The 22,192-nt window shown below is 63.9% G+C and carries 19 protein-coding genes; 6 read left to right on the forward strand and 13 right to left on the reverse strand.

Annotated features, from left to right (window positions below):
- Positions 1-75: 75 nt before the first annotated feature.
- From ACN0TK_RS15950 to ACN0TK_RS15980, 7 genes are all read right to left on the reverse strand, one after another.
- A complete protein-coding gene (locus ACN0TK_RS15950; RefSeq protein ID WP_417310520.1) occupies positions 76-1,131 on the reverse strand; it encodes a TIM barrel protein in 1,056 nt (351 codons plus the stop codon).
- A 177-nt stretch (positions 1,132-1,308) separates the two neighbouring features.
- On the reverse strand, positions 1,309-2,382 hold the full coding sequence (locus ACN0TK_RS15955) for an ABC transporter ATP-binding protein (protein WP_417310521.1): 1,074 nt from the start codon (positions 2,380-2,382) through the stop codon (positions 1,309-1,311).
- A gap of 1 nt (position 2,383) precedes the next feature.
- Entirely contained in the window at positions 2,384-3,490 is a 1,107-nt protein-coding gene (locus tag ACN0TK_RS15960) for an ABC transporter ATP-binding protein (RefSeq protein ID WP_417310522.1), read from the reverse strand.
- Positions 3,483-3,737 carry a hypothetical protein gene (locus ACN0TK_RS15965; protein ID WP_417310523.1) on the reverse strand — a complete coding sequence of 85 codons (255 nt, stop codon included), beginning with the start codon at positions 3,735-3,737 and terminating at the stop codon, positions 3,483-3,485. Before ACN0TK_RS15965 ends, ACN0TK_RS15960 begins: the two co-directional genes overlap by 8 nt.
- Positions 3,734-4,693, reverse strand: coding sequence for a carbohydrate ABC transporter permease (locus ACN0TK_RS15970; protein ID WP_417310524.1), 960 nt, complete (start codon positions 4,691-4,693; stop codon positions 3,734-3,736). Before ACN0TK_RS15970 ends, ACN0TK_RS15965 begins: the two co-directional genes overlap by 4 nt.
- A 1-nt stretch (position 4,694) precedes the next feature.
- On the reverse strand, positions 4,695-5,597 hold the full coding sequence (locus ACN0TK_RS15975) for a carbohydrate ABC transporter permease (RefSeq protein WP_417310525.1): 903 nt from the start codon (positions 5,595-5,597) through the stop codon (positions 4,695-4,697).
- Positions 5,598-5,672: 75 nt separating this feature from the next.
- The gene (locus ACN0TK_RS15980; protein ID WP_417310526.1) at positions 5,673-6,986 is read right to left on the reverse strand and encodes an ABC transporter substrate-binding protein; all 1,314 of its coding nucleotides are present in this window, start codon (positions 6,984-6,986) and stop codon (positions 5,673-5,675) included.
- A gap of 566 nt (positions 6,987-7,552) precedes the next feature.
- On the opposite strand from ACN0TK_RS15980, the gene ACN0TK_RS15985 reads away from it, so the two are divergent.
- From ACN0TK_RS15985 to hrpB, 6 genes are all read left to right on the forward strand, one after another.
- Entirely contained in the window at positions 7,553-7,963 is a 411-nt protein-coding gene (locus ACN0TK_RS15985) for a cupin domain-containing protein (RefSeq protein ID WP_417310527.1), read from the forward strand.
- A gap of 90 nt (positions 7,964-8,053) precedes the next feature.
- Complete coding sequence (locus ACN0TK_RS15990) at positions 8,054-8,686, forward strand: cyclic nucleotide-binding domain-containing protein (protein WP_417310528.1); 633 nt, start codon at positions 8,054-8,056, stop codon at positions 8,684-8,686.
- A 114-nt stretch (positions 8,687-8,800) separates the two neighbouring features.
- Positions 8,801-10,210, forward strand: a complete 1,410-nt coding sequence (gene sthA / locus ACN0TK_RS15995; RefSeq protein WP_417310529.1) for a Si-specific NAD(P)(+) transhydrogenase — start codon at positions 8,801-8,803, stop codon at positions 10,208-10,210.
- 89 nt (positions 10,211-10,299) lie between these two features.
- Positions 10,300-11,538, forward strand: a complete 1,239-nt coding sequence (locus ACN0TK_RS16000) for an aminopeptidase (RefSeq protein ID WP_417310530.1) — start codon at positions 10,300-10,302, stop codon at positions 11,536-11,538.
- A gap of 188 nt (positions 11,539-11,726) precedes the next feature.
- Complete coding sequence (locus ACN0TK_RS16005) at positions 11,727-12,620, forward strand: PAS domain-containing protein (protein WP_417310531.1); 894 nt, start codon at positions 11,727-11,729, stop codon at positions 12,618-12,620.
- Between the two features lie 43 nt (positions 12,621-12,663).
- On the forward strand, positions 12,664-15,120 hold the full coding sequence (gene hrpB / locus ACN0TK_RS16010) for an ATP-dependent helicase HrpB (RefSeq protein ID WP_417310532.1): 2,457 nt from the start codon (positions 12,664-12,666) through the stop codon (positions 15,118-15,120).
- Positions 15,121-15,126: 6 nt separating this feature from the next.
- On the opposite strand, the gene recQ is transcribed toward hrpB, so the two are convergent.
- From recQ to ACN0TK_RS16040, 6 genes are all read right to left on the reverse strand, one after another.
- The gene (gene recQ, locus ACN0TK_RS16015) at positions 15,127-16,941 is read right to left on the reverse strand and encodes a DNA helicase RecQ (RefSeq protein WP_417310533.1); all 1,815 of its coding nucleotides are present in this window, start codon (positions 16,939-16,941) and stop codon (positions 15,127-15,129) included.
- A gap of 297 nt (positions 16,942-17,238) precedes the next feature.
- On the reverse strand, positions 17,239-17,886 hold the full coding sequence (locus tag ACN0TK_RS16020) for a helix-turn-helix domain-containing protein (RefSeq protein WP_417310534.1): 648 nt from the start codon (positions 17,884-17,886) through the stop codon (positions 17,239-17,241).
- 101 nt (positions 17,887-17,987) lie between these two features.
- Positions 17,988-19,337 carry an oxygen-independent coproporphyrinogen III oxidase gene (gene hemN / locus ACN0TK_RS16025; protein ID WP_417310535.1) on the reverse strand — a complete coding sequence of 450 codons (1,350 nt, stop codon included), beginning with the start codon at positions 19,335-19,337 and terminating at the stop codon, positions 17,988-17,990.
- 59 nt (positions 19,338-19,396) lie between these two features.
- Positions 19,397-19,756, reverse strand: coding sequence for a hypothetical protein (locus ACN0TK_RS16030; protein WP_417310536.1), 360 nt, complete (start codon positions 19,754-19,756; stop codon positions 19,397-19,399).
- Between the two features lie 122 nt (positions 19,757-19,878).
- Entirely contained in the window at positions 19,879-20,502 is a 624-nt protein-coding gene (gene fixJ / locus ACN0TK_RS16035) for a response regulator FixJ (RefSeq protein WP_417310537.1), read from the reverse strand.
- Positions 20,489-21,820, reverse strand: a complete 1,332-nt coding sequence (locus tag ACN0TK_RS16040) for a sensor histidine kinase (RefSeq protein ID WP_417310538.1) — start codon at positions 21,818-21,820, stop codon at positions 20,489-20,491. Before ACN0TK_RS16040 ends, fixJ begins: the two co-directional genes overlap by 14 nt.
- Positions 21,821-22,192: the final 372 nt, after the last annotated feature.

Consider the following 22,192-nt stretch of genomic DNA (forward strand, 5'->3'; position numbering starts at 1 on the left):
TCTACTGGACTGGCGCTGCCGGAGGACCTCCTCCTGAGCGGGTCGAAGGACGAGGTCCGGGCACGGGGCTGGCGGCTATTCCACCCAGCCGTGGGCATCGCGGACGGCGAGCATGGCGGCGAGGACCTTGTTCCAGGTCTCCTGACGCTCCATTACCTCATTGGGGAACATGCAGCCGTCCCAGCAGATGTGGCGCATCATGCGGGTGAGCGTGCCGTTGTCGTTTCGCAGCCAGTAGCCGGCGTGCTTGACCACATCCAGCCGGCCGTTGGGATCGTCGATCTGGCAGTGCCGACCGGTCTTTTCGTGGTCGCCGGAGCCGAAGGTCGTGCCGTCGTTCTGGGCGACGTGGAAATCGAGGGTCCAGGGACGCAGCGCGTCGGCGACCTTCTTGTAGGCGGCGTCCAGTGCGGCCTTGTCGGACCATTCGAACTCGGTCGGCAGGATGCGATCCTTTTCGGCATTGGCGCCAAGCACGAACAGCATCGAGTGGGCCATGTCGGCCTGGTAGCCGACGGTGCCGGGCATGCCGACCATTTCGAGCAGATTGAGGTTTTCGCGCCAGGAGTGCATGCCGCCCCAGCAGATTTCGCCTTCGATGACGATGAACTCGCCGTGGTCCTTGGCGATGCGACCGGCTTCGTTGAAGGTGTCGGCAATCTTGCGTGTGTTGCCTTCCGGATCGGCATCCCAGGCTTCGACGGTGGTGGAACTGTCGATGCGAATGCCGCCGGTGGGGCGGATGCCGTTGTCGCGCATCTGTTTGCCGATCTTGCAGGCCTTGCGGACCTGCGAGAGGAAGCGCTTGATCTCGTCGGCATCGCCCATGGCCGAGCCGCCCCCGGCGCCACCCCAGATGGGGGCGACGAAGGAACCGACCTTGAGACCGTAGCCGGCGATATGGTCGCTCATGCGCGCGACGTCATCGGCGCTGGAATCGATGTCGAAATGCGGTGCGGTGACGAACAGGTCGATGCCGTCGAACTTGACGCCATCGACTTCGGCATTGGCGGTGAGTTCGAGCAGCGTATCGAGTGCGATGATCGGTTCGCTGTCGGGCGCGCCCTTGCCGACGACGCCGGGCCAGGCAGCGTTATGCAGCTTTGGATAAGTGTTGGTGTGTTCCGCCATGATGTCCCTCCTCCCCGAGGGTCGACTGTGTTCGCCTAGCGCGCGGCGGGTTGATCCCGCTCGTGGTTTCCGGGGAGGTGGTGCGCGTTACCTGCCGTCTCCCCTGCCCCTCCCACGCGGAGAAGGGCCGACTGCCAGTTCATCGTAGTCCTTTATGGCTCGTGTGTCCCTTTGGTGTCAGGCCGCCTTGTGCGTGAGGTTGAGACCGGTATCTGCATCAAACAGAATGACCTTGTCGGGGTTCCAGCCGAAGCGCAGTGCGTCTTCGACCTTGACCTCGACGCGGGCCGGCACGTTGGCGCGCAGGAAGTTGTCGCCGACGCGCAGGGTGACGACCTTTTCGATGCCGTGATTTTCGACGTCGTGGACGCGGCCCTCGACCGGCGCGCCGGAGGCGACCTCGACGTCTTCGGGCCTTATGCCGAAGGTGACCGGGCCAGTGCCGGCGGTGGCGGCGCCGAGCGGCAGCTCAAAGGTTTTCGGCGCGACGACAGCCAGATTGCCGGAGCGATTGCCGCGCAGCAGGTTGATGGCGGGAGACCCGACAAAACTGGCCACAAAGGTGTCGCGGGGGTTGGAATAGACCTCCTGCGGGGTGCCGACCTGCACCAGCCTGCCATGGTTGAGGATGCCGATGCGGTCGCCCATGGTCATGGCCTCGACCTGATCGTGGGTGACGAAGATGAAGGTGCCGCTCAGCCGCATCTGCAGGTCCTTGAGCTCGGTGCGCAGGGCCTCGCGCAGCTTGGCGTCGAGGGCCGACAGCGGCTCGTCCATCAAGAAGACCTGGGGCTCGCGCACGATGGCGCGGCCAATGGAGACGCGCTGCATCTCGCCGCCCGAGAGCTTGTCGGTCTTGCGATCGAGCAGGTGCCCGATACGCAGTGTTTTCGCGGCATAATCGATGCGCTGTTCGATATCGGACTCGCTCATGCGGCGGATGCGCGAGCGCAGCGGGAAGGCGAGATTGTCGCGCACCGTCAAGCGCGGATAGAGCGAATACTGCTGCAGCACCAGCGCTACGTCGCGCTCGGCCGGCCCCCACTCGTTTACCTCGGCGTCGTTGATGTGAAGCGTGCCGGTGGTGGGCTTTTCGAGCCCGGCGATCATGCGCAGGATGGTGGTCTTGCCGGCGCCGGTGGGGCCGAGCAGCACGAAGAATTCGCCGTCGGCGATATCGAGATCGAGATCCTTGACCGCAGCGACGTTGCCGAAGGATTTCGAGACGTTTTCGAAGCGGATACGTGCCATGTCACTCGCCCAAACGGATATCGAGCGACTGGCCCGATGTGCTGTCGAAGAAATGCGCCTGCGATGGATCGATGCGGGCGAAGACGCGGGTGCCGGGTTTGGGCACGAAGCCCGACTGGGTGCGGGCCCGGAGCACCTCGTCGCCGATCTTGAGATCGACGATGTCGAAACCGCCGAAGGGTTGGATGATATGGGCTTCGACCGGGCGGTAGCCGGGCTGATCGTCATGGCTGACGAGCACGCCCTCGGGCCGCACGCCGAGCGACAGATCATTGCCGGCTTGCTTGCTCTGCAACTGGCCGAGCAGTTCGCCGGGCAGTTCGAACTGCTCACGGTCGAGATTGATCTGCGCCTTGCCGCCCGCATCGGTGATTTTGGTCGGGGTGATGTTCATCACCGGCGAGCCGATGAACTGGGCGACGAAGAGGTTGGCCGGGTGCAGATACACCTCGGTCGGGGTGCCGACCTGCTGCAGCACGCCATCGTGCATGACGACGATCCGGTCGGCCAGCGACATGGCCTCGACCTGGTCATGGGTCACGTAAATGGAGGTCGACCCGTTTTCGTAGTGCAGGCGCTTCAGTTCGATGCGCATCTGCTCGCGCATCTTGGCATCGAGCGAGCCGATGGGTTCGTCGAGCAGCAGCGCCTTGGGGCGACGGACCAGCGCGCGGCCGATGGCGACCCGCTGCATGTCGCCACCCGACAGAGCCGAGGGGCGGGTTTTCAGCATGTGGGTGATGCCGAGCGAGTTGGCGACCGATTTCACCGTGCTGTCGACCTCGGATTTGGAGGTGCCGACGGCGCGCAGCGGAAAGGCGAGGTTTTCGTAGACGGTGAAATGCGGATAGAGCGCGTAGTTCTGGAAAACGAAGGCGATGTCGCGATCGGGCGCGCGCAGATCGTGGATCGGCTTGCCGTCGAGCAGGATTTCGCCCGAGCCGATATCCTCGAGCCCGGCGATGGCGCGCAGGGTCGTGGTCTTGCCGCAGCCGGACGGGCCGAGGAAGACGACGAACTCGCGGTCGGCGACGGTGAGGCTGACGTCCTTGATGACCTGCAGCGCACCGAACCATTTGTTGACGTTGCGCAGTTCGATCTCAGCCATTGTCGGTCCCCTCACGCACGGTGCAGGAGACGGAGACCGGGCCCGGCTCGGGCTCGTCCTGCGGGTTGGCATCGGGGGGCTTGATGTGGACGGCGACGTTGAAGCCGATCAGCCCGATGAGCATGACCAGAACCGACCACTGATGCAGCACCGCGATCCAGGGCTGGCACAGAAAGAGGATGCCGATGACCATGAGCGCCATGGTGATGGGCTCGAGGAAACGCTGGTTGAAAACGCGCAGGTTCATTTGCGGATCGCTCCGAAGCTCATGCCACGCAGCAGGTGATTGCGCAGCAGGAAGGTGAAGATGGCGACGGGCAGCAGGAACAGCAGCGTGCCGGCGGCGATCACCGTCCAGTCCTGCAGGCCGGTGCCGACCTGGCTGGGAATGAAGGGCGGCGCGGTCTGGGCCCGACGGTTGGTGAGGATCAGCGCGAAGGCGTATTCATTCCAGGCCGTGATGAAGCAGAAGACGGCGGTGGCGGCCATGCCGGTTGCGGCTTCGGGCAGAACGATGCGGAAAAAGGCCTGCATGCGCGTATAGCCATCGACCAGCGCCGCCTCCTCGTATTCCTTCGGGATCTCGTCGATGAAGCCCTTCATCAGCCAGACCGCGAAGCTGACGTTGAACGCGGTGTAGAGGATGATGAGGCCCAGATGCGTGTCGTTGAGCCCGAAGGTCCGGTACATCAGGAACATCGGAATGGCGACGACGATGGGTGGCAGCATGCGCGTCGACAGGATGAAAAACAGCAGATCCGCTTCGCCCTTCACCCTGAACCGCGAGAAGCCATAGGCGGTGATGGTGCCCATACTGACCGCCAGCACGGTGGAGGTGATGGCGATGATCAGCGAATTGACGAAGCGATCGCCATAGGCCGAGAACACTACCTCGCCCAGTCCGTCGCGGGAGAGCCGCTCACCGCCATCGAGGACGAGCTTTTCCCACCAAGGCGCCGCTTCGTAGACTTCCGGTTCGACCGGCGTCGTGAGCTGGGCGCGCTTGGTGAAGAGCTTCACGAAGGGCGTGACCTCGGGCTCGAAGACAATGGTCGGTGGCACCGAGGTGGCGAGCACCAGCGGTTTAAAGGCCGTGGAGGCGATCCAGTAGATCGGGGACAGGAAGATCAGGGTGATGACGAAGACGAGCGCGATCACAAGCCGATTGCCAAGGCGTCCCTGGCGCGTTGAAACGGTGGCCATCTCAGCGCTCCTTAGCCTTGTTGAGGTATTTGACGTAGATGTTGGTGATGCACAGCACCATGATCAGGATGACGTAGGCGAGGGCCGACGACGGACCCGTCTGCCACTGCTGGAAGGCCATCTTGTACAGCCGTGACGAGATGAGTTCGGCGGCCGGCTGGCCGGTCATCACGAAGGCGACGTCAAAGGTCTTGAAGGCCTCCATGGTGCGAAAGATCACCGCGATGAGCAGGATCGGCGCGACCAGCGGCAGGGTGATGCGGAAGAAGGTGTAGAGCTTGCCGGCGCGGTCGATGGATGCCGCCTCGTACAGATGTTTGGGCACAGCGCTGAGGCCGGCGAGCGACAGCAGCATGACGAAGGGCGACCACATCCAGATATCGGTGATGGCGACGGCGTAGAGCGCCAGATCGGGGCTGGTGAGCCAGGCGACGGGCCCGAGACCTAGCGCGTAGTTCAAGATGCCCCAGGACGGATCGTAGATCAGCTTCCAGAACAGGCCCACGACGACCGGCGACAGCATCATCGGCAGCATGAGTAGCGTGGTCAGCAGCCCCTTTGCCGGGATCGGGCGGTTGAGCAGCAGGGCAAGGCCGAAGCCGACGATGAACTGGCCGGCGACCGAGACGATCACATACCAAAGCGTGGTCGAAAAGGTGCGCCAGATGACCGGATCGGCCAGGACGTCCGCGTAGTTCTTGAAGCCGACGAAGTTGACCGGCGCCTTGCTGGAGGCCTTGAAATCGGTGAACGAGAACCCGAGCGAATAGAGCAGCGGGAAAACGTTGAAAATAATGAGAAATGCAACAGTCGGAATGACGAACATGTTGCGAATGGTGATGTCGCTCCATCCGCGCGTTGCCGCGCGCGATCCCCGATCGAGCGGCGTTATCAGGTTAGTCAAGACACAGTCCCCCGATTGCCATACAGCCCGGGGAGGCCAAACCCTCCCCTCCCCGGGCACTTGCTTGCGTCGACGTTATTCCGCCGGGTAGCCGGCACTCTGGAGCGTATCGACCCACTTGGCCGCGAGAGCATCCATGGTTTCCTGCGCGGTGCCCTGACCATCGACCACATAGGGGTAGAAGGTGTCGGCCGCCTCGGTGAGCAGCTCGGCATATTCGGGCAACGCCCAGAAATCCTTCACCTTGAACATGGTCTCGTAGAAGGCTTTGTTGAACGGCGTGGCGTTCTGGAACTCCTCTGAGTTCAGCACGGCCGCACTGGCGGTATAGCCACCAAGTTCGGCCCAGCGCTTCTGCGTGTCGTCCTTCACGAACCACTCGAGGAAGCGCATCGCCTCGTCTTTGTTCTGGGTGTAGGAGATGACGGAAATGCCCTGGCCGCCGAGTGCGGCGAAGTCATCGCCGTAGGGTCCCGGCGGGTTGGCGAAGAAGCCCATGTCCTTGGCGTAGGGGTTGGTGGCTTCGTTGACCAGCGAGGGGAAGAAGGCGAAGAAGTTCATGCCCATCGCGACCTGACCCTGGGCAATCGCGGTGTTCACTTCGGCAAAGAAGGCATTGCCCCAGCCCGGAGGCCCGTAGGTGAACAGCTTGCGATAATCCTCGAGGGCTTCCACCGACTTGGGCGAATTGATCTCGCCGGTCACCTTGAAGGTCTCGTAGTTGCCGAAGGACCCGCCGTAAGCGAAGACCGAGTTTTCGACCCCCATGACGATGGCGTCGCCGGCGTTCTGCGAGTATATGGCCGCGCCGTAGCGGTTCTCTTCCGGACGATGGAAGAACTCGGCGATGTCGATGAGCTGCTTGAAGGTCTCGGGGACGCCGAGGTCGTAGCCGTACTTCTCCTTGAAGTTGGCCATTTCGGTCGGGTCTTCGAACCAGTCCTTGCGATAGGCCCAGCCGAGCGCGTCACCCTCGAGCGGCACGGACCAGTACTGGCCGGACCCACCGGGGTATTCGGAATAGTATTTCATGGTGGCCGGGGCCATCACGGTTGTCAGGTCATGCTCGGCGATGAAGTCGGTCAGGTTCACATAGTGATCGTTGACGGACGCCGCGCCGAGAAACTGGCTGTCACCGACCACCAGATCGTAAGCGGAACCCTGAGCGTTGAGCTCCGTGAACAGCTTGGTCTGGAAATCGGGCCACGGCACGGTCTCGACCGTAACGCGCACGCCGGTTTCGGCCTGATACTCGTTCACGAGCTCCTGCAGGTAGTTTGCAGGATCCCATTCCGCCCACAGAATCGTCAGTTCCTGTGCGAGCACGGAGGTGCTCGACATCAGCATTAGGCCAGCACCGGCCAGCATGCCCTTCGCAATAATGCGCATAGTGGTTCCTCCCTTTAGCGCCTATTTCGCAGCCGGCGGTTTGCACCGGCCGAGCGCCCCTCCTCCTCTGCCTGGGGCCTGCAGCAGCGCACCACCAAGGCAGGCAATCTGCCTGCGACCGGGGTTTCGCTGTGTCGTACTGTCAGGAAGGTTTGGCCCGGGCACTGCGCCGGGTTCTCCCGGTCTATGCAGCCCTCAGCCCTTGCCGGACACCTCCCCTAGCGTCCTTCGGCACGATCTCCTCAAATCTTGCCTATGCACAGCATTCCACTGTTATGACACAGACGTCAAGCTAACATGCTAGCATCTACTTGCTCAAAACAGCATTTTACTTTTGTATAATGAGTCTTCCCGCAGTCTGTATCTGATAACGTGATCATTTTTACGTCACGAATGCTGCATCTGTCAGTGCATCTGACCCAGTCTGGCGCCTGAGAATTCTGCTTCCAGAAACAGATCGCGTCGGTTTTTAGATTGCAGCGATACGACATGGACTGCTGTAGTCCGGCCACAAACAACCGCCGACCAGAGTCGGCAAAGGGCGCAAGACTTCGGGGAGGAAGCAGATGGCAGAGAACAATTTCGTCTATCCGGCGGACGTCGATGCATATGGGTTCGAATGGGGGCAGTTGGCATTGACCGTCGGCCCCGAGGTCAACGGGGCACGGAAATTTTCGGGTGGGGTGGTGGACCTGCCGCCGGGCCAGGGCCATGCGCGGCACAACCATCCGGGCGCCGAAGAGATCATCTTCGTCATTTCCGGCGAAGGCGAGCAGATGGTCGAGACGCCTGACGGCGAGCCCGTTACGCAGAAGGTCGGCCCCGGGTGCACGGTCTTCATTCCCGAGGACCGGTTTCACTCGACACTGAACACCGGCGACGGGCCGATGCAGCTGTTCGTGGTCTATGCGCCTGCAGGGCCGGAAGACCTGCTGCGCCAGCTGCCGGACTTCCGGATCGTGCCGAAGAAGGGCTAGTCTGTTCAGACGTCAGGCGAATTCAAGCAATCGCGGCGTGCGGCAGTGCCATGATGCGATGCCCCGCATCTGCGCGCCCGAAAGAGAGGCATGTTGGACCACTTCTGGCTGGAAGCGATCGGCTATTGCGGCACCGCCGCGACAGTCGTCAGCTATTCGATGCGGACGATTATCCCCCTGCGAATTGCCGGGATCGTGAGTTCGTTCTTTTTCATCATCTATGCCACGGCGATGCAGTCGTGGCCGATGCTGGTGACCGAGCTGATCATTCTGCCTCTCAATATCCGCAGGCTCTACCAGATCATGAAGCTGCTGCGCCAGATGCGCGAGGCACCGGACGGCGCCGACCTGACGGACTGGCTGAACCCGTTCGCCAGCCAGCGTACTTTCGTCGCCGGACAGACCATCTTCCGGCTCGGGGACAGCGCGGACCATATGCTGTTGCTGCATTCGGGGCGCTACCGGCTGGTGGAGCGGGATATCGAGCTGGGGCCCGGCGATCTGGTGGGCGAAATCGGGTTCGTCTCTCCCGAGCGCCGGAGAACGATGACGCTCGAGTGCGTCGAGGGCGGTCAGGCTGGGCGGATCAGCTATGACGACCTGCGCCAGTTGTTCTTTCAGAACCCGCGCTTCGGCTACTACCTGCTGCATCTTCTGGGCCGCCGGCTGGTGACGAAGCTGGACGAGGACAGGGCGCCTGCGGCCAACCCTTCGGCGACCTGACCTCGACCGATCCCGCAGTGCGGTGCGTGACACTGCGCAACGGAGCCATGCAGGGTTGTTGTGGGTCGATGGGGTATCCCGTGCAAGACTTGGCACCCAAGGGGGAATGCACGCATGGAACATTATGAACTGATCGTCATCGGATCGGGTCCGGCGGGGCGGCGCGCCGCGATCCAGGCGGCCAAGCTCGGCAAGTCGGTGCTGGTGGTGGAGAACCGGCTGCGCGTCGGCGGGGTGTCGGTGCATACCGGCACGATCCCCTCAAAAACGCTGCGCGAAACGGTGCTGAACCTGTCCGGTTGGCGCGAGCGTGGCTTTTACGGGCTCGCCTATCGGGTGAAAAAGAACATCGACGATCAGGATCTCGGCTCGCGGCTGCGCATGACGCTGGACCACGAGATCGACGTGCTGGAGCACCAGTTCGCGCGCAACGGGGTGGAAGTGGTGGCGGGCAAGGCCCGGTTCACTTCGCCACACGAGATTGCCGTCGCGACGAGTGGTGACGGCGAATATCGCTATCAGGCCGACAATGTGGTGATTGCCGTGGGCACGACGCCCTATCGGCCGAGCCACATTCCGTTCAACGAAACCAGCGTGCTCGACAGCGACAATGTGGCGAGCGACCCACGGGTGCCCAAGAGCCTGACGGTGGTCGGCGCCGGGGTGATCGGGCTCGAATATGCCACGATCTTTTCGGCCATGGACGTGCCCGTGACGCTGGTGGAGCCACGGGAGCGGTTCCTCGAATTCATCGACCGCGAAATCATCGAAGAGTTCGTCAGCGAGCTGCGCAAGCGCGGCATGCAGCTGCGGCTGGGCGTCACCGTCGATCAGGTGGACATTGACGACAAGGGCTGGGCGGTCTCGACGCTGAGCGATGGCCGCAAGATACGCACCGAGATGCTGCTGTATGCAGCGGGACGGGTCGGCGCCACGGCCGGGTTGGGGCTGGAAACCTGCGGCATCGAGCCGGATTCCCGGGGCCGGCTGAAGGTCGACCCGAAGACCTTCCAGTCGAGCGTGCCGCATATCTATGCGACGGGCGACGTGATCGGCTTTCCCTCGCTGGCGTCGACGTCGCTGGAACAGGGGCGCATTGCCGCCTGCCATGCTTTCGGGGCGCCGATGCCGCCGGTGCCCGAGTACTTCCCCTACGGCATCTATGCCGTGCCGGAGATTTCGACCGTCGGGCTGACCGAGCAGGAAGTGCGGGAGAAAAAGATCCCCTATGAATGCGGCGTGGCGCGGTTTCGCGAGACGTCGCGCGGCCACATCATGGGGCTGCAGGGCGGGATGATGAAGCTGATCTTTTCGCTGAAGACACGGCGGCTGCTGGGCGCACATATCATCGGCGAGGGCGCGACCGAGCTGGTTCATATCGGCCAGGCGGTGCTGAACCTCAAAGGCACGGTCGACTATTTCGTCGAGAACGCCTTCAACTACCCGACCCTGGCCGAAGCCTACAAGATTGCGGCGCTCGATGCGTTCAACCGGATGCCGGGGCGCGACGCGGCGCCGATCTGAGCCAGTGGCGCAGGCAATTGCCGAGTGGTGCCTAGAACCCGCCGCGCGGGCGCGCTAAGTGTCTTTGAACACTTCGAAAGGCCTACGCTATGACGACGTCTCCCATCGATCCCATCAAGCTCGACAAGCTGGCGGAAGTCGCCATCAAGGTCGGCCTGCAACTGCAGCCGGGCCAGGATCTGGTGATGACCACGCCGATGTCGGCGCTGCCGCTGGTGCGACGGATCACCGAGCATGCCTACAAGGCCGGCGCGGGATTGGTGCAGACGATCTTTTCCGACGAGGAAATGACGCTGGCGCGCTACAAATATGCGCCGGACGACGCTTTCGACCACGCCGCCGACTGGCTGTTCGAGGGCATGGCCAAGGCCTATGGCAACAATGCCGCGCGGCTGTCGATTTCGGGCGACAACCCGATGATGCTGGCCGGCCAGGACCCGAGCAAGGTTTCGCGCGCCAACCGGGCGCTGTCCAAAGCCTATCGGCCGGCGCTGGAAAAGATCACCGGGTTCGACATCAACTGGAACATCGTCGCCTACCCCAATACGGAGTGGGCCAAGCTGGTTTTCCCGGATCTGGCCGAGGACGAGGCGGTGCATCGTTTGGCAGAGGCGATCTTTGCCGCCAGCCGCGTCGATCAGCCGGACCCGATTGCCGCCTGGAAGGCGCACAATGCGCAGCTGAAGGATCGCTGGACCTGGCTGACGGAGATGAACTTCGCCTCGCTGCACTACAACGGCCCGGGCACCGACCTGACGATCGGACTGGCCGACGGGCATCGCTGGAAGGGCGGCGCGTCGGAAGCCAAGAATGGCATCACCTGCAACCCGAACATCCCGACCGAGGAAGTGTTCAGCGTGCCGCATGCGCAGCGCGTCGACGGGCATGTGAGCTCGACCAAGCCGCTGAGCCATCAGGGTTCGCTGATCGACGAGATCCGGATGACCTTCAAGGACGGCAAGGTTGTCGAGGCCAAGGCCAGCAAGGGCGAGGACGTGCTGAACAAGGTGATGGACACCGACGAGGGCGCGCGCCGGATTGGCGAAGTGGCGCTGGTGCCGCATTCGTCGCCGATCTCGAAGAGCGGTATCCTGTTCTACAACACGCTGTTCGACGAAAATGCCGCGAGCCATATCGCGCTGGGCCAGTGCTATGCCGATTGCTTCGAGGGCGGCACCGCGATGAGTGCCGAAGAGATCGCCTCGCGGGGCGGCAACCAGAGCCTGATCCACATCGACTGGATGATCGGTTCGGACAAGGTGGACATCGACGGCATCACCCAGTCCGGCGACCGCGTGCCAGTGATGCGCAAGGGCGAGTGGGCCTGACGTCTCTGCCGTGTGATGATGGGGGCGCTGCCATGTGCGGCGCCCCTTTTTGGCCCTTGGGCTGACAACGTCACCAAAAACCGCCGTTTTGGGCCGAAACTTGCGTATTTATACTGGTGAGTGGCCATCCTTTGATTAACCCTCGCGCGGTAGCCTAAAGCCCCCCAAGACTACCCCGGACCGAGCCGATGTTTGCCAAGCAGCTGATCGCGTCAACGGCGGAGTCGGTCGCATTGGCTGAGCATGATGCACCGATCGTCGATGCGCCGCTAGCCTTGCAGTTGTTGCACCGACAGGCCGGCTTTGCGCAATGGAAGATCGTCTTTCCCGGGAGCGCCGTTCTGTCGCCGGGCGTCTGCGCGATCCTTGGCTTGCCGACGCGCGAGACGCCGTTGCCGCTGCCGGAAATGGTGGAGTGCTACCATGAGGAGGACCGCGGCAAGCTGCTCTATCTGATCGCACAGGCGCTAGAAGGCCGCCGCGGTTTTCACTGCCGGCTGCGGGTGGTGCAGCCGGACGGCACGGTGCGGATGGCAGAGTCCTATGCGGACCTTCGGATTCATGATGGACGTGTGACCGAACTGTTCGGACTGACGCGTGATGTGACGGCGACTCTTGAGCGAGAAAGCGCAGGGTTGGCGCGCACGCGGATGGCGCAGGACATTATTGCGCAGATGCCGGCGCCGATCGCCGTGCTCGACGACAAACTGCGAATTGTCGATTGCAACAAGTTCTGGCTGAAGTGCCACCGCCAGATCGACCGCAAGGACGTGGTGGGGCGCAGCTACAATCAGCTGTTTCCGGACGCACCAGCTGAAGTGCGTACCGAATTCATGCGCGGGTTGCGCGGCGAGGTGGTGCAGACGAAACGCAAGCTCGTGAGCGGATCGACCCAGCAGCCCATGACCTGCAGCGCGGTGATTGCTCCATGGTTCGTCGGAGGCGATAAAATCGGCGGCGTGACGATCATGATCGGCTGGTCTGAATTCGGCATGGTTGCCTCCGCACCCGCACCGGCACCGCAGGACAACGCGCCCACATTCGACGGCTCGCTGCTGGATCTCGCCAAACAGGTCGGCTGAGCCGCCCGCTTGCGGACGGACGCAAATTCCGAAATGTAGCGGCATGCCTGTGCCGCCGAACCTCACACCCCTGCCCATCGACGCTGTACTGCCGCAGCTCGATGCTGCGCTGGCAGCCGGACCGCGCGCCGTGCTGGTGGCGCCACCGGGTGCCGGCAAGACAACACGGGTGCCGCTGACGCTGCTAGCGGCCCCATGGCGCGGCGATGGCAAGATCATCATGCTGGAGCCCCGGCGGCTGGCGGCCCGGGCCGCGGCGCATCGCATGGCGCAGAGCCTTGGCGAAACCGTGGGTGAGACCGTCGGCTATCGCGTGCGGCTCGACGCCAAGGTGAGCCGCAAGACGCGGATCGAGGTGGTGACCGAAGGCGTGTTCACCCGCATGCTGCTGGACGACCCCGAGCTGGCGGGCGTGGCGGCGGTGGTGTTCGACGAATTCCACGAACGCAGCCTGGATGCCGATCTGGGGCTGGCGCTGGCGCTCGATGCGCAGGCGCTGCGCGGCGACTTGCGGGTTATCGTGATGTCGGCGACGCTGGATGGGGCACGGGTGGCGCGCCTGATGGACGGTGCGACGGTGATCGAGAGCGCCGGGCGCGCCTTTGCGGTCGAAACGCGCTATCGCGACCGCGACGGAACAATGCGCGTGGAAGACCAGGTGGCGCAGATCGTGCGTGAAGCGCTGCGCGAGGAAGCCGGGTCGGCGCTGGTGTTCCTGCCCGGTCAGGCCGAAATTGGGCGTGTCGCCGAGCGGCTTGCGGGGCGCGTTCCCGCCGATACCGAGGTGGTGCAACTGTTCGGCCAGATGACGCCCGAGGCACAGGACCGGGCCATTGCCCCCGCCCCGGCAGGGCGACGCAAGGTGGTGCTGGCGACGTCGATCGCGGAAACCTCGCTGACCATCGAAGGCATCCGGATCGTCATCGACGCGGGATTGCGGCGGGCGCCGGCCTATGAACCGGCGACGGGGCTGACGGTGCTGGAAACGCGGATGGTGTCGCGCGCCGCGGCGGACCAGCGCCGGGGACGCGCCGGCCGTACCGAACCGGGTGTGTGCTACCGGATGTGGGGCGAGGGCCAGACGGCGGCGCTGCAAGCCTATGACCGACCCGAAATGCTGGATGCGGACCTCGCCGGGCTGGCGCTCGACCTTGCCGCATGGGGGGTGAGCGACCCGAAGCAGCTGCGCTTTCTCGACCCGCCACCGGGCCCGGCATGGACGGAGGCCGTCGCGCTGCTGAAAGCGCTGGAGGCGGTGGATGAAACGGGTCGGATCACGGCGGAAGGCAGCGCCTTGGCGCAACTGCCGCTGCACCCACGGCTCGGCCATATGGTGCACCGGGCTGCGGCAGAGAACGCCGGGCTGACGGCGGCGGAACTTGCCGTGCTGCTGGGCGAACGGGGCCTCGGCGGCCAGGACACCGATCTCGACCATCGCCTGGAGCGGTTCCGGCGCGAAAGCGGCAAGCGGGCGGATGAGGCGCGTGGGCTGGCTCGGCGCTGGGCCAAGATGGTTGGCAATATGGGACGCGAGGGTCTGGCGGGAACACACCTCGCGCGGGCCTATCCCGACCGGGTGGCGCAGCAGGCAGGGGCGCGCGGCCGGTTCCGCCTGGCCAATGGGCGCGGGGCGAGCGTCGATGCGACCGATGCGCTCGCCAGTGCGGACTATCTGGTGGTGACCGACGTCACGGGCGCGGCGGCAAGCGGCCGCATTCGGGCGGCGGCGCGGATCTCGCGCGAGGAGATCACCGAGCTGTTTGTCGACAAGATCGTCAGCGAGACGGTGATGGCCTTCGACAGGTCGACACGGAGCGTTCGGGCCCGGCGGGTGACACAACTCGATGCGCTGAAGCTCGAGGATGTGCCGGTGGCAGTCGACGACCCGGTGGCGGCAGCCGAGGCGCTGGCTGCCGGGATCGCCGGGCTGGGGATCGACAGCCTGCCGTGGAGCAAGGACCAGCGGGCGCTGCGGGCGCGGGCGAGCTATCTCAACGCAACGCTGGGTGCCGACTGGCCCGACCTCGGAGACGCGGCGCTGGCCGCCGATGTCAGCTGGCTGGCACCGCAGCTGGTCGGGCGGCTGGCGCTGAGCGAGGTTACCGCCGACGATCTGGGCGGGGCCCTCGAAGGGCTGCTGCCCTGGGGGCGAAGGCAGGAGATCGACCGGCTGCTGCCAAGCCATTTCGACGCGCCTTCGGGCTCGCGGGTGCCGATCGATTATGGCGCCGAGAACGGCCCGGCGCTGGAGATTAGGGTGCAGGAACTGTTCGGGCTCGACCGGCATCCGAGCGTCGCGGGCGGCAAGGTGCCGCTGCTGGTGGTGCTGCTCAGTCCGGCGCACCGGCCGATCCAGACGACGCGCGATCTGCCCGGGTTCTGGCGAGGCAGCTGGGCCGATGTGGCGAAGGACCTAAAGGGTCGCTATCCGCGGCATTTCTGGCCGGAGAACCCGCTGGCTGCGGCCGCGACGGCGCGGGCCAAGCCGCGCGGCACCTGATCGCGATCAGGCGGCCTTGAGCACAGCGAGGAATTCGGCGCCGTAGCGCTTGAGCTTGCTTTCGCCGATGCCAGCGATGGTGCCGAGTTCGGCCATGGTCTGCGGGCGTTCCAGCGCCATGGCGCGCAGCGTCGTGTCGTGGAAGACGACATAGGGCGGCACACCCTGGGACTTGGCGAGGGCCGCGCGTTCGGCGCGCAGGGCGTCGAACAGCGGCTGCGCGGTTTCGGGCAGATCGACAGCGCGCTGCAGCGAACGCCGGGTTTCGGTGGCCTTGCGCGGGCGGTCACGGCGCAGAGTGATCTTGCGTTCGCCCTTGAAGACGGCGCGCGCCGCTTCGCTGAGCTGCAGGGCGCCATAGGCGTGATCGACGGTGATCAGCCCAAGCGCGGTGAGCTGGCGGATGACAGAGCGCCAGACGCGGCTGTCGAGGTCCCTGCCCTGGCCGAAGACCGGCTGATCCTGATGCGAGAACTGGGTGACCTTCTCGGTTTCCTTGCCGGTCAGCACGTCGATGATGTGGCCGGCGCCGAAGCGCTGGCCGGTGCGATAGACGGCGGCCATGGCCTTGATCGCGGCATCCGAGCCATCCCAGGTCTCGACCGGCGAAATGCAGGTGTCGCAATTGTTGCAGCCGCCGGGATGCTGCTCGCCGAAATGGGCAAGGATGGTGCGGCGGCGGCACTCGACGGTTTCGCACAGCGCCAGCAAGGCGTTGAGTTTGGAACGTTCAACGCGCTTGACCTCTTCGGGGGCGTTGCCTTCGTCGATCATGCGGCTGCGCTGGGCCACATCGTTCATGCCGTAGCTCATCCAGGCTTCCGAGGGCAGGCCGTCGCGGCCGGCACGTCCCGTCTCCTGGTAGTAGGCCTCGATGGAGGATGGCAGATCCATATGGGCGACATAGCGCACGTCGGGCTTGTCGATGCCCATGCCAAAAGCAACGGTGGCGACCAGGCAGAGCCCGTCTTCCTTGAGGAAGGCATCCTGATTGGCCGAGCGCGTCTCGGCGGGCATCCCCGCATGGTAGGGCAGCGCGCGGATGCCCTCGCGGTTCAGCCAGTCGGCGATTTCCTCGACCTTGCGGCGGGAGAGGCAATAAACAATGCCGGAATTGCCGGTGTGGCGCGCAAGGAAGCGCTTGAGCTGAGCGCGGGCGTTGTCGCGCTCGACGATCGAATAGGCGATGTTCGGACGATCGAAGCTGGACGCGAAGACGCGGGCGTCGCCAAGGCCGAGGCGCGCGATGATGTCTTCGCGGGTCGTCGGATCCGCGGTCGCGGTCAGGGCGACGCGAGGGATGCCGGGATAATCCTCGGCGAGATGGGCGAGCTCACGATACTCGGGGCGGAAATCGTGACCCCACTGGCTGACGCAGTGGGCCTCGTCGATGGCGATGAGGGAGATCTTCACGCCCTGCATCATCGACTTGAAGCCCGGCAGCACGACGCGTTCGGGCGCGACATACAGCAGGTCCAGCGTGCCGGCCTTGAGGTCGCGGAAGGTTTGGGCGGCTTCCTCGGAGCTGACGGAGGAGTTGAGGGTCGCCGCGTTGACGCCCGCCTGGCGCAGTGCCTCGACCTGGTCGCGCATCAAGGCAATCAGCGGGGAGACGACGATGCCAACGCCGGGACGCGCCAGCGCCGGCAACTGGAAACACATGGATTTTCCGGCGCCGGTCGGAAAAAGCACGACGGCGTCGCCGCCAGCGGTGACGTGGCGAACGACGTCCTCCTGCTGACCGCGGAAGGCAGCGTGGCCAAAGGTATGGCGCAGGATTTCGGCGGGATCGCGTGGGGTATTGGCAGCCGACTCAAGCATAGGGCCAGATTCGGCGAAAGCAGCGCTGGGTCAAGGGGAAAGGCGTAGAGCCACAGCGGCCAGGCGATCCCCAGACATGCTTGCGGCGTCGGCCTTTCGACCGACGCCGCTGCAGCGCAGGTGCGGAACTGGCCCCTCAGTTCACGTGGTTGCGCCGCGTCTCGCGCTGGACGAATGCAAGGGTGATGCCGAAGGCGGTGAAGGCGCCGATAACGGTGGCGACGAAGACGATCGATTCAAATGGCATTGGGTGGCTCCTCTGATGTCGGGTTTGGCGTGTTGATGATCGGGGAAGGCTCAGTCGCACATGGCCTGCAGCGCTTCGAAATCGAGGATCTCGACTTCGCTGACCGAGCTGAGACGAATGATCCGGCTGTCCTTGAGGCAGCGCAGGATGCGCGAGACGGTCTCGAAGGTGAGGCCGAGATAGTCGGCGATGTCATTGCGCTGCATGGGCAGGTGGACGAGCCCGGTGCTGCCCTGGCGCTCCGCGAGATCCAGCAACAGCGCGGCGAGGCGCTCATTGGCGCTGCGGCGGCCGAGGACCATCAGATGGTCCTGGGTGCGGGCGAGGCTGCGCACCGCGAGCTTCAGCAGGCTCGAATCGAAGTCGCCGCTGCGATTGACCCGCAGGGTGCGAATGCCAGCGCCATCGACGCTTTCGGCATAGGATTGATGCTCTGCGCCGACCTCGAAGCCGAAAACCTCACCGGCGGTGTGGAAGGCCGTGATCTGACGCCGCCCGTCGGCGGACATGCGGCAGATGCGAACGGTGCCGAACTCGACATAGTAGAGCGGACCCGCGGCATCGCCCTGGGCATAAATGACCGCATTCTCCGGGTAGAGGCTGACGGCGGCTGGCTGGGCGGTGTGCAGCAGATGCGAGACTCCTGGCTCATTGCAATTGGCCGGAGCAGGTGCGCGAAAATTCGGCTGGATGTGCATGGCGTAGACCTCAGTTCGTTGAACCGAGATGTACGCTTTGCAGCGGCGAACGAAATTCCGGTCGGAGTCTTAGGGGGTTTACTTAGGGTAATCCCGGAGGCTCAGACGCCGGCCGAATGGCGCCCTGCCCCGTTGCCGAGATAGCTGTCGAATCCTGCTGCGACCGAGCGGACAAACGGCCGTCCGGTATCGGTGACGCGGAAGGTGGTGCCATCGAAATCAACGACGCCATCCTCGTCGGCGCTAGCAGCCGCCTGCATCTGGTCAAGGACCTGATCGGCCAGGGGACCGAAGCGTGTTCCGAGCTCGCTGACGGGCACCTCGAAATCGCACATCAGGCGCTCGATGACCCAGCGGCGCATGCGATCCTCTTCGCTCAGCGCGACGCCGCGCCCGGTGGCAAGGCCGGTTACCGCCACCTGGCGCATGTAGTCGCCGGTGGGCACGGTGTTCTGCACATAGCCCTGCGGCAGGCTGCCGACCGAGGATGCACCAAAGCCTAGCAATGCCGGCGCTGCGTCCGTGGTGTAGCCCTGAAAATTGCGATGCAGCTCTCCGGCGGCGGCGGCGCGGGCAAGGCCATCGTCGGGACGCGCAAAGTGATCAATGCCGATGGCGATATAGCCGGCGTCGAGGATTTTTCTGGCGGCGGCGAGCGACTGCTCCAAGCGGGCTTCGGGCCCCGGCAGTACGGATTCGTCGATCATCTTCTGATGGGTCTTCATCCACGGCACGTGCGCGTAGCCGAACAATGCGATGCGTTCGGGATTGAGCGAGAGCGCCTGATCGACCGTGGTACCGATGGTTTCGAGCGTCTGGTGCGGCAGGCCATAGAGCACATCAAGATTGACCGAATTGACGCCGCGGGCACGCATGCCGTCGACCACGGCTTTTGTCTGGTCGAAGGTCTGGATGCGGTTGATTGCCTGCTGAACCTTGTCGTTGAAATCCTGCACGCCAATCGAGATGCGGCTGACGCCCGCTGCGGCGAGACCGTCGTAGTCCGGTGCACTGACATCGTTTGGATCGATCTCGAGGCTGAACTCGAAATTGTCGGCGATGGTGAAGTTGCGCCGAATGGTGGCGACGAGATCCAGCAGATCCTCGGCGCGCAGCATGGACGGCGAGCCGCCGCCGAGATGCAGCGCTGTGGTTCGGCCGGCACCATCGAGCAGGCCGGCGACGGTTTCCATTTCACGGCGCAGCATTGGCAGATAGGCAGCGATGGGGGCGTAGCGCGCCACCTGCTTGGTGTGGCAGCCACAGAACCAGCACAGCCGATCGCAGAACGGGACGTGCAGATAGAGCGACAGTGCCGTGTCGGCCGGTATCTCGCCCAACCAGCGTGCGTAAGTCTCCTGGTCGACGCCGGGATGAAAGTGCGGCGCGGTCGGATAGCTGGTGTAGCGCGGGACGGGACGGCTGAAACGGCGAAGCAATGCGTCGGACATGGATGACCTCATTTGCCCGCCGATTTGCCAGAGGCAGGCAGGACGCGTTTTGAGCAGGATCAAATGGCGGAAAACGGCGTGTGCTGGATGGCGGCGTGCACCGCGCTGATCAGCCGATCTACGATGACCGGGGTCTCGACATGGTGGCAGTGAGTATTCTCAAGCCAGTCCGGCGCACGCGCCCCAAGCAGCACAAGAGGACACGCCTGATCGCAAAAGCGGATCGCCGCGTCGGGGCTCAGACCGCGGATGACCTTCAGGTCGAGCACGGTGCAGTCGAAGGGGGCCCTCGCGAGTTGCGGCGGCAGCGGCAGTTGGGGATAGTCGACGGCCACGAAGCCTTCTGCTTCCAGCACAAAGGCCAGTGACTGGCGGTAATCTGCGTCGGGGGCGATGACGAGGAGTCTGCGGGAACCCATCTGGTCGTCCGGAAAGCTGCTGCACGCGAAGGCGAAGCACTCTTATAGGACAATCCGCCGCAGGGTGATTTGCGCCAGATCAAAACGCACGTAACGCTGCGCAACAGGATAGGTTGTTCTGCTCAGTCCGCTCGATCGAGGTCGATATCCATAACCATGCGCACCAGTTCGGCGAGGCTATGTGCCTGCATCTTGCCCATCAGGCCGGCGCGATAGACCTCTACGGTGCGGGGGCTGATGCCGAGGTCGAAGGCGATGGTCTTGTTGGGCTGGCCGGCAACGACGCCGCGCAGCACCTGATGTTCGCGTTCGGACAGCGACGCGATTCGTTGGCGGACCTGCTCGGCCATGGCGTCGCTGCGCCGGCGTTCGCTGGCGGTGGCGACGGCGCGCGAGATGGAGGCAATCAGCACATCATCGCTGAAGGGCTTCTCGATGAAATCGAGGGCGCCGCTCTTCATCGCCTCGACGGCCATCTGAACGTCGCCGTGACCGGTGATGACGACGGCGGGCAACAAGGTGCCGTCCTCGCGAAGGCGGCGGAGCAGTTCGACCCCATTGATGTCGGGCATGCGCAGATCGGTGATCAGGCAGCCGTTCTGGATGTCGGCGGCGATCGCCAGAAAGGCCGTGGCACTTTCGTGCACGCGGACAGCAAAGCCGGCGCCCGACAGCAGGAAGGCCAGCGAATTGCGGACCGCTTCCTCGTCGTCGACGATGTGAACGACAGTGTCAGTGTTCGCCAATGGGGGCCTCGGTCAGAATTGGCAGAGTGAAGGTGAAGGTGACGCCACCGGCATCGTTACGCGTCAGGTTGAGTTCGCCGCCATGCGCCTCGATGATGCGACGGGAAATCGACAGTCCTACGCCCATACCACCAGGCTTGCTGGTGTTGAAAGGCTGGAACAGGCGCGGTGCGACCTCTTCGGAGAGGCCCGGACCGGTATCAGAGACTTCGACCGACATCATCTCTTCGCCAAGCGGACGGGTGCGCACGGTGAGAATGCGGGTATCGCTGTCACGCATGGCTTCCTGCGCGTTGCGCATCAGATTGATCAGCACCTGCTGAATCTGCACGCGATCGGCGAGGACCTCACATTCCATGTCGACGAAATCGAACACCGACCGGATGCCGAGTTCGCGCGAACCGACAAGTGCCAGACCTGCTGCCTCCTCGATCATCGTCTTGATGTCCTCGGGGTGCTTGTCGGTTTCGCCGCGGGTAACGAATTCACGCAGGTGACGGATGATGTCGCCGGCCCGCAGCGCCTGGCGGCCGGCTTCCTCCAAGGCTCCCCGCATGCGATTGGCAGTTTCGTCATCGAGTTTTTCGAGCATCCGGCGGCAGCCCTGAACATAATTGGTGATGGCTGACAGCGGCTGGTTCAGTTCGTGCGCGAGGGTCGACGCCATCTCCCCCAGTTCATTGAGACGGGCGAGCCGGGCGAGTTCATTGCGCGCCTGATCGAGCTCGGCGGCGGATTGCTCGCGTTCGGTCAGATCGCGGATGAAGCCGGTAAAAAACACTCGGTCACCCGAACGCATTTCACCGACGGCAAGCTTCATCGGGAAGGTGGAGCCATCCTTGCGCCGGCCGACGACCACACGATCGGTGCCAATGATGCGCTTTTCGCCGGTGGCAAGATAGCGCTCGAGATAGTCGTCGTGATGCCCGGCATAGGGCGCAGGCATGAGCAGGCTCACATTGCGCCCGATTACCTCTTCGGGCTGGTAGCCAAACTGGCGAATGGCGGAGTGGTTGAACGACTGAATGATGCCGTGGGCGTCGAGCACCACTGTCGCGTCCATGACGTTGTCGAGAATCGACTGCAGATGCGCCTCGCGGTCGCGCAGCGTGTCGGTGATGTCGGCGCCGCGGGTCCCCAAAGCCCATAATCGAAACGCCATCCGTCCGATACCGACGAGGGTGAGCGCTGAAAGCAGGATCAATAGCGGCAGGCGAAACGGGATTTGCTGCACAAGGGCGACAAGCAGCAGCGCGAGGCCGGCCACGAGGGTCGTGGCAGATACGAGAAGATCGCCGGCGCGTCTGGTTGTGGTCACTGCTTCACCCTGGCTGGCCGCCTGTCTAGCTGCCGAACCGGTGGGTTTCAAGCAATGCCAAGCGAACGCAAAACGAACAGTGCTTCCCCACTCCGGCAGCTGACGGAAAGGTCCTCATGGCGCGCAGCGGTGCAGAACCGCGATTGCCCGAACAAGCGATCGAGCGCAGGTCAAATCGTTAACGGCTCACTCCGCGACATTATGTTCGACAGGGTCATTTAAGTCCGAGCGGCAGATTGACCCGAAGAGCGTCTGAGAATTTTCTCAATATATTTCATAGCGTTGTAGCGCGGACAAATAACATTCGCAAGGTGCATTTAATTGCACTCATTGGCAAAACGATTGGCGATTGACGGTCCCGTATAGTGGCTC

Source organism: Devosia sp. (assembly GCF_048261455.1).
Classification (GTDB): domain Bacteria; phylum Pseudomonadota; class Alphaproteobacteria; order Rhizobiales; family Devosiaceae; genus Devosia_A.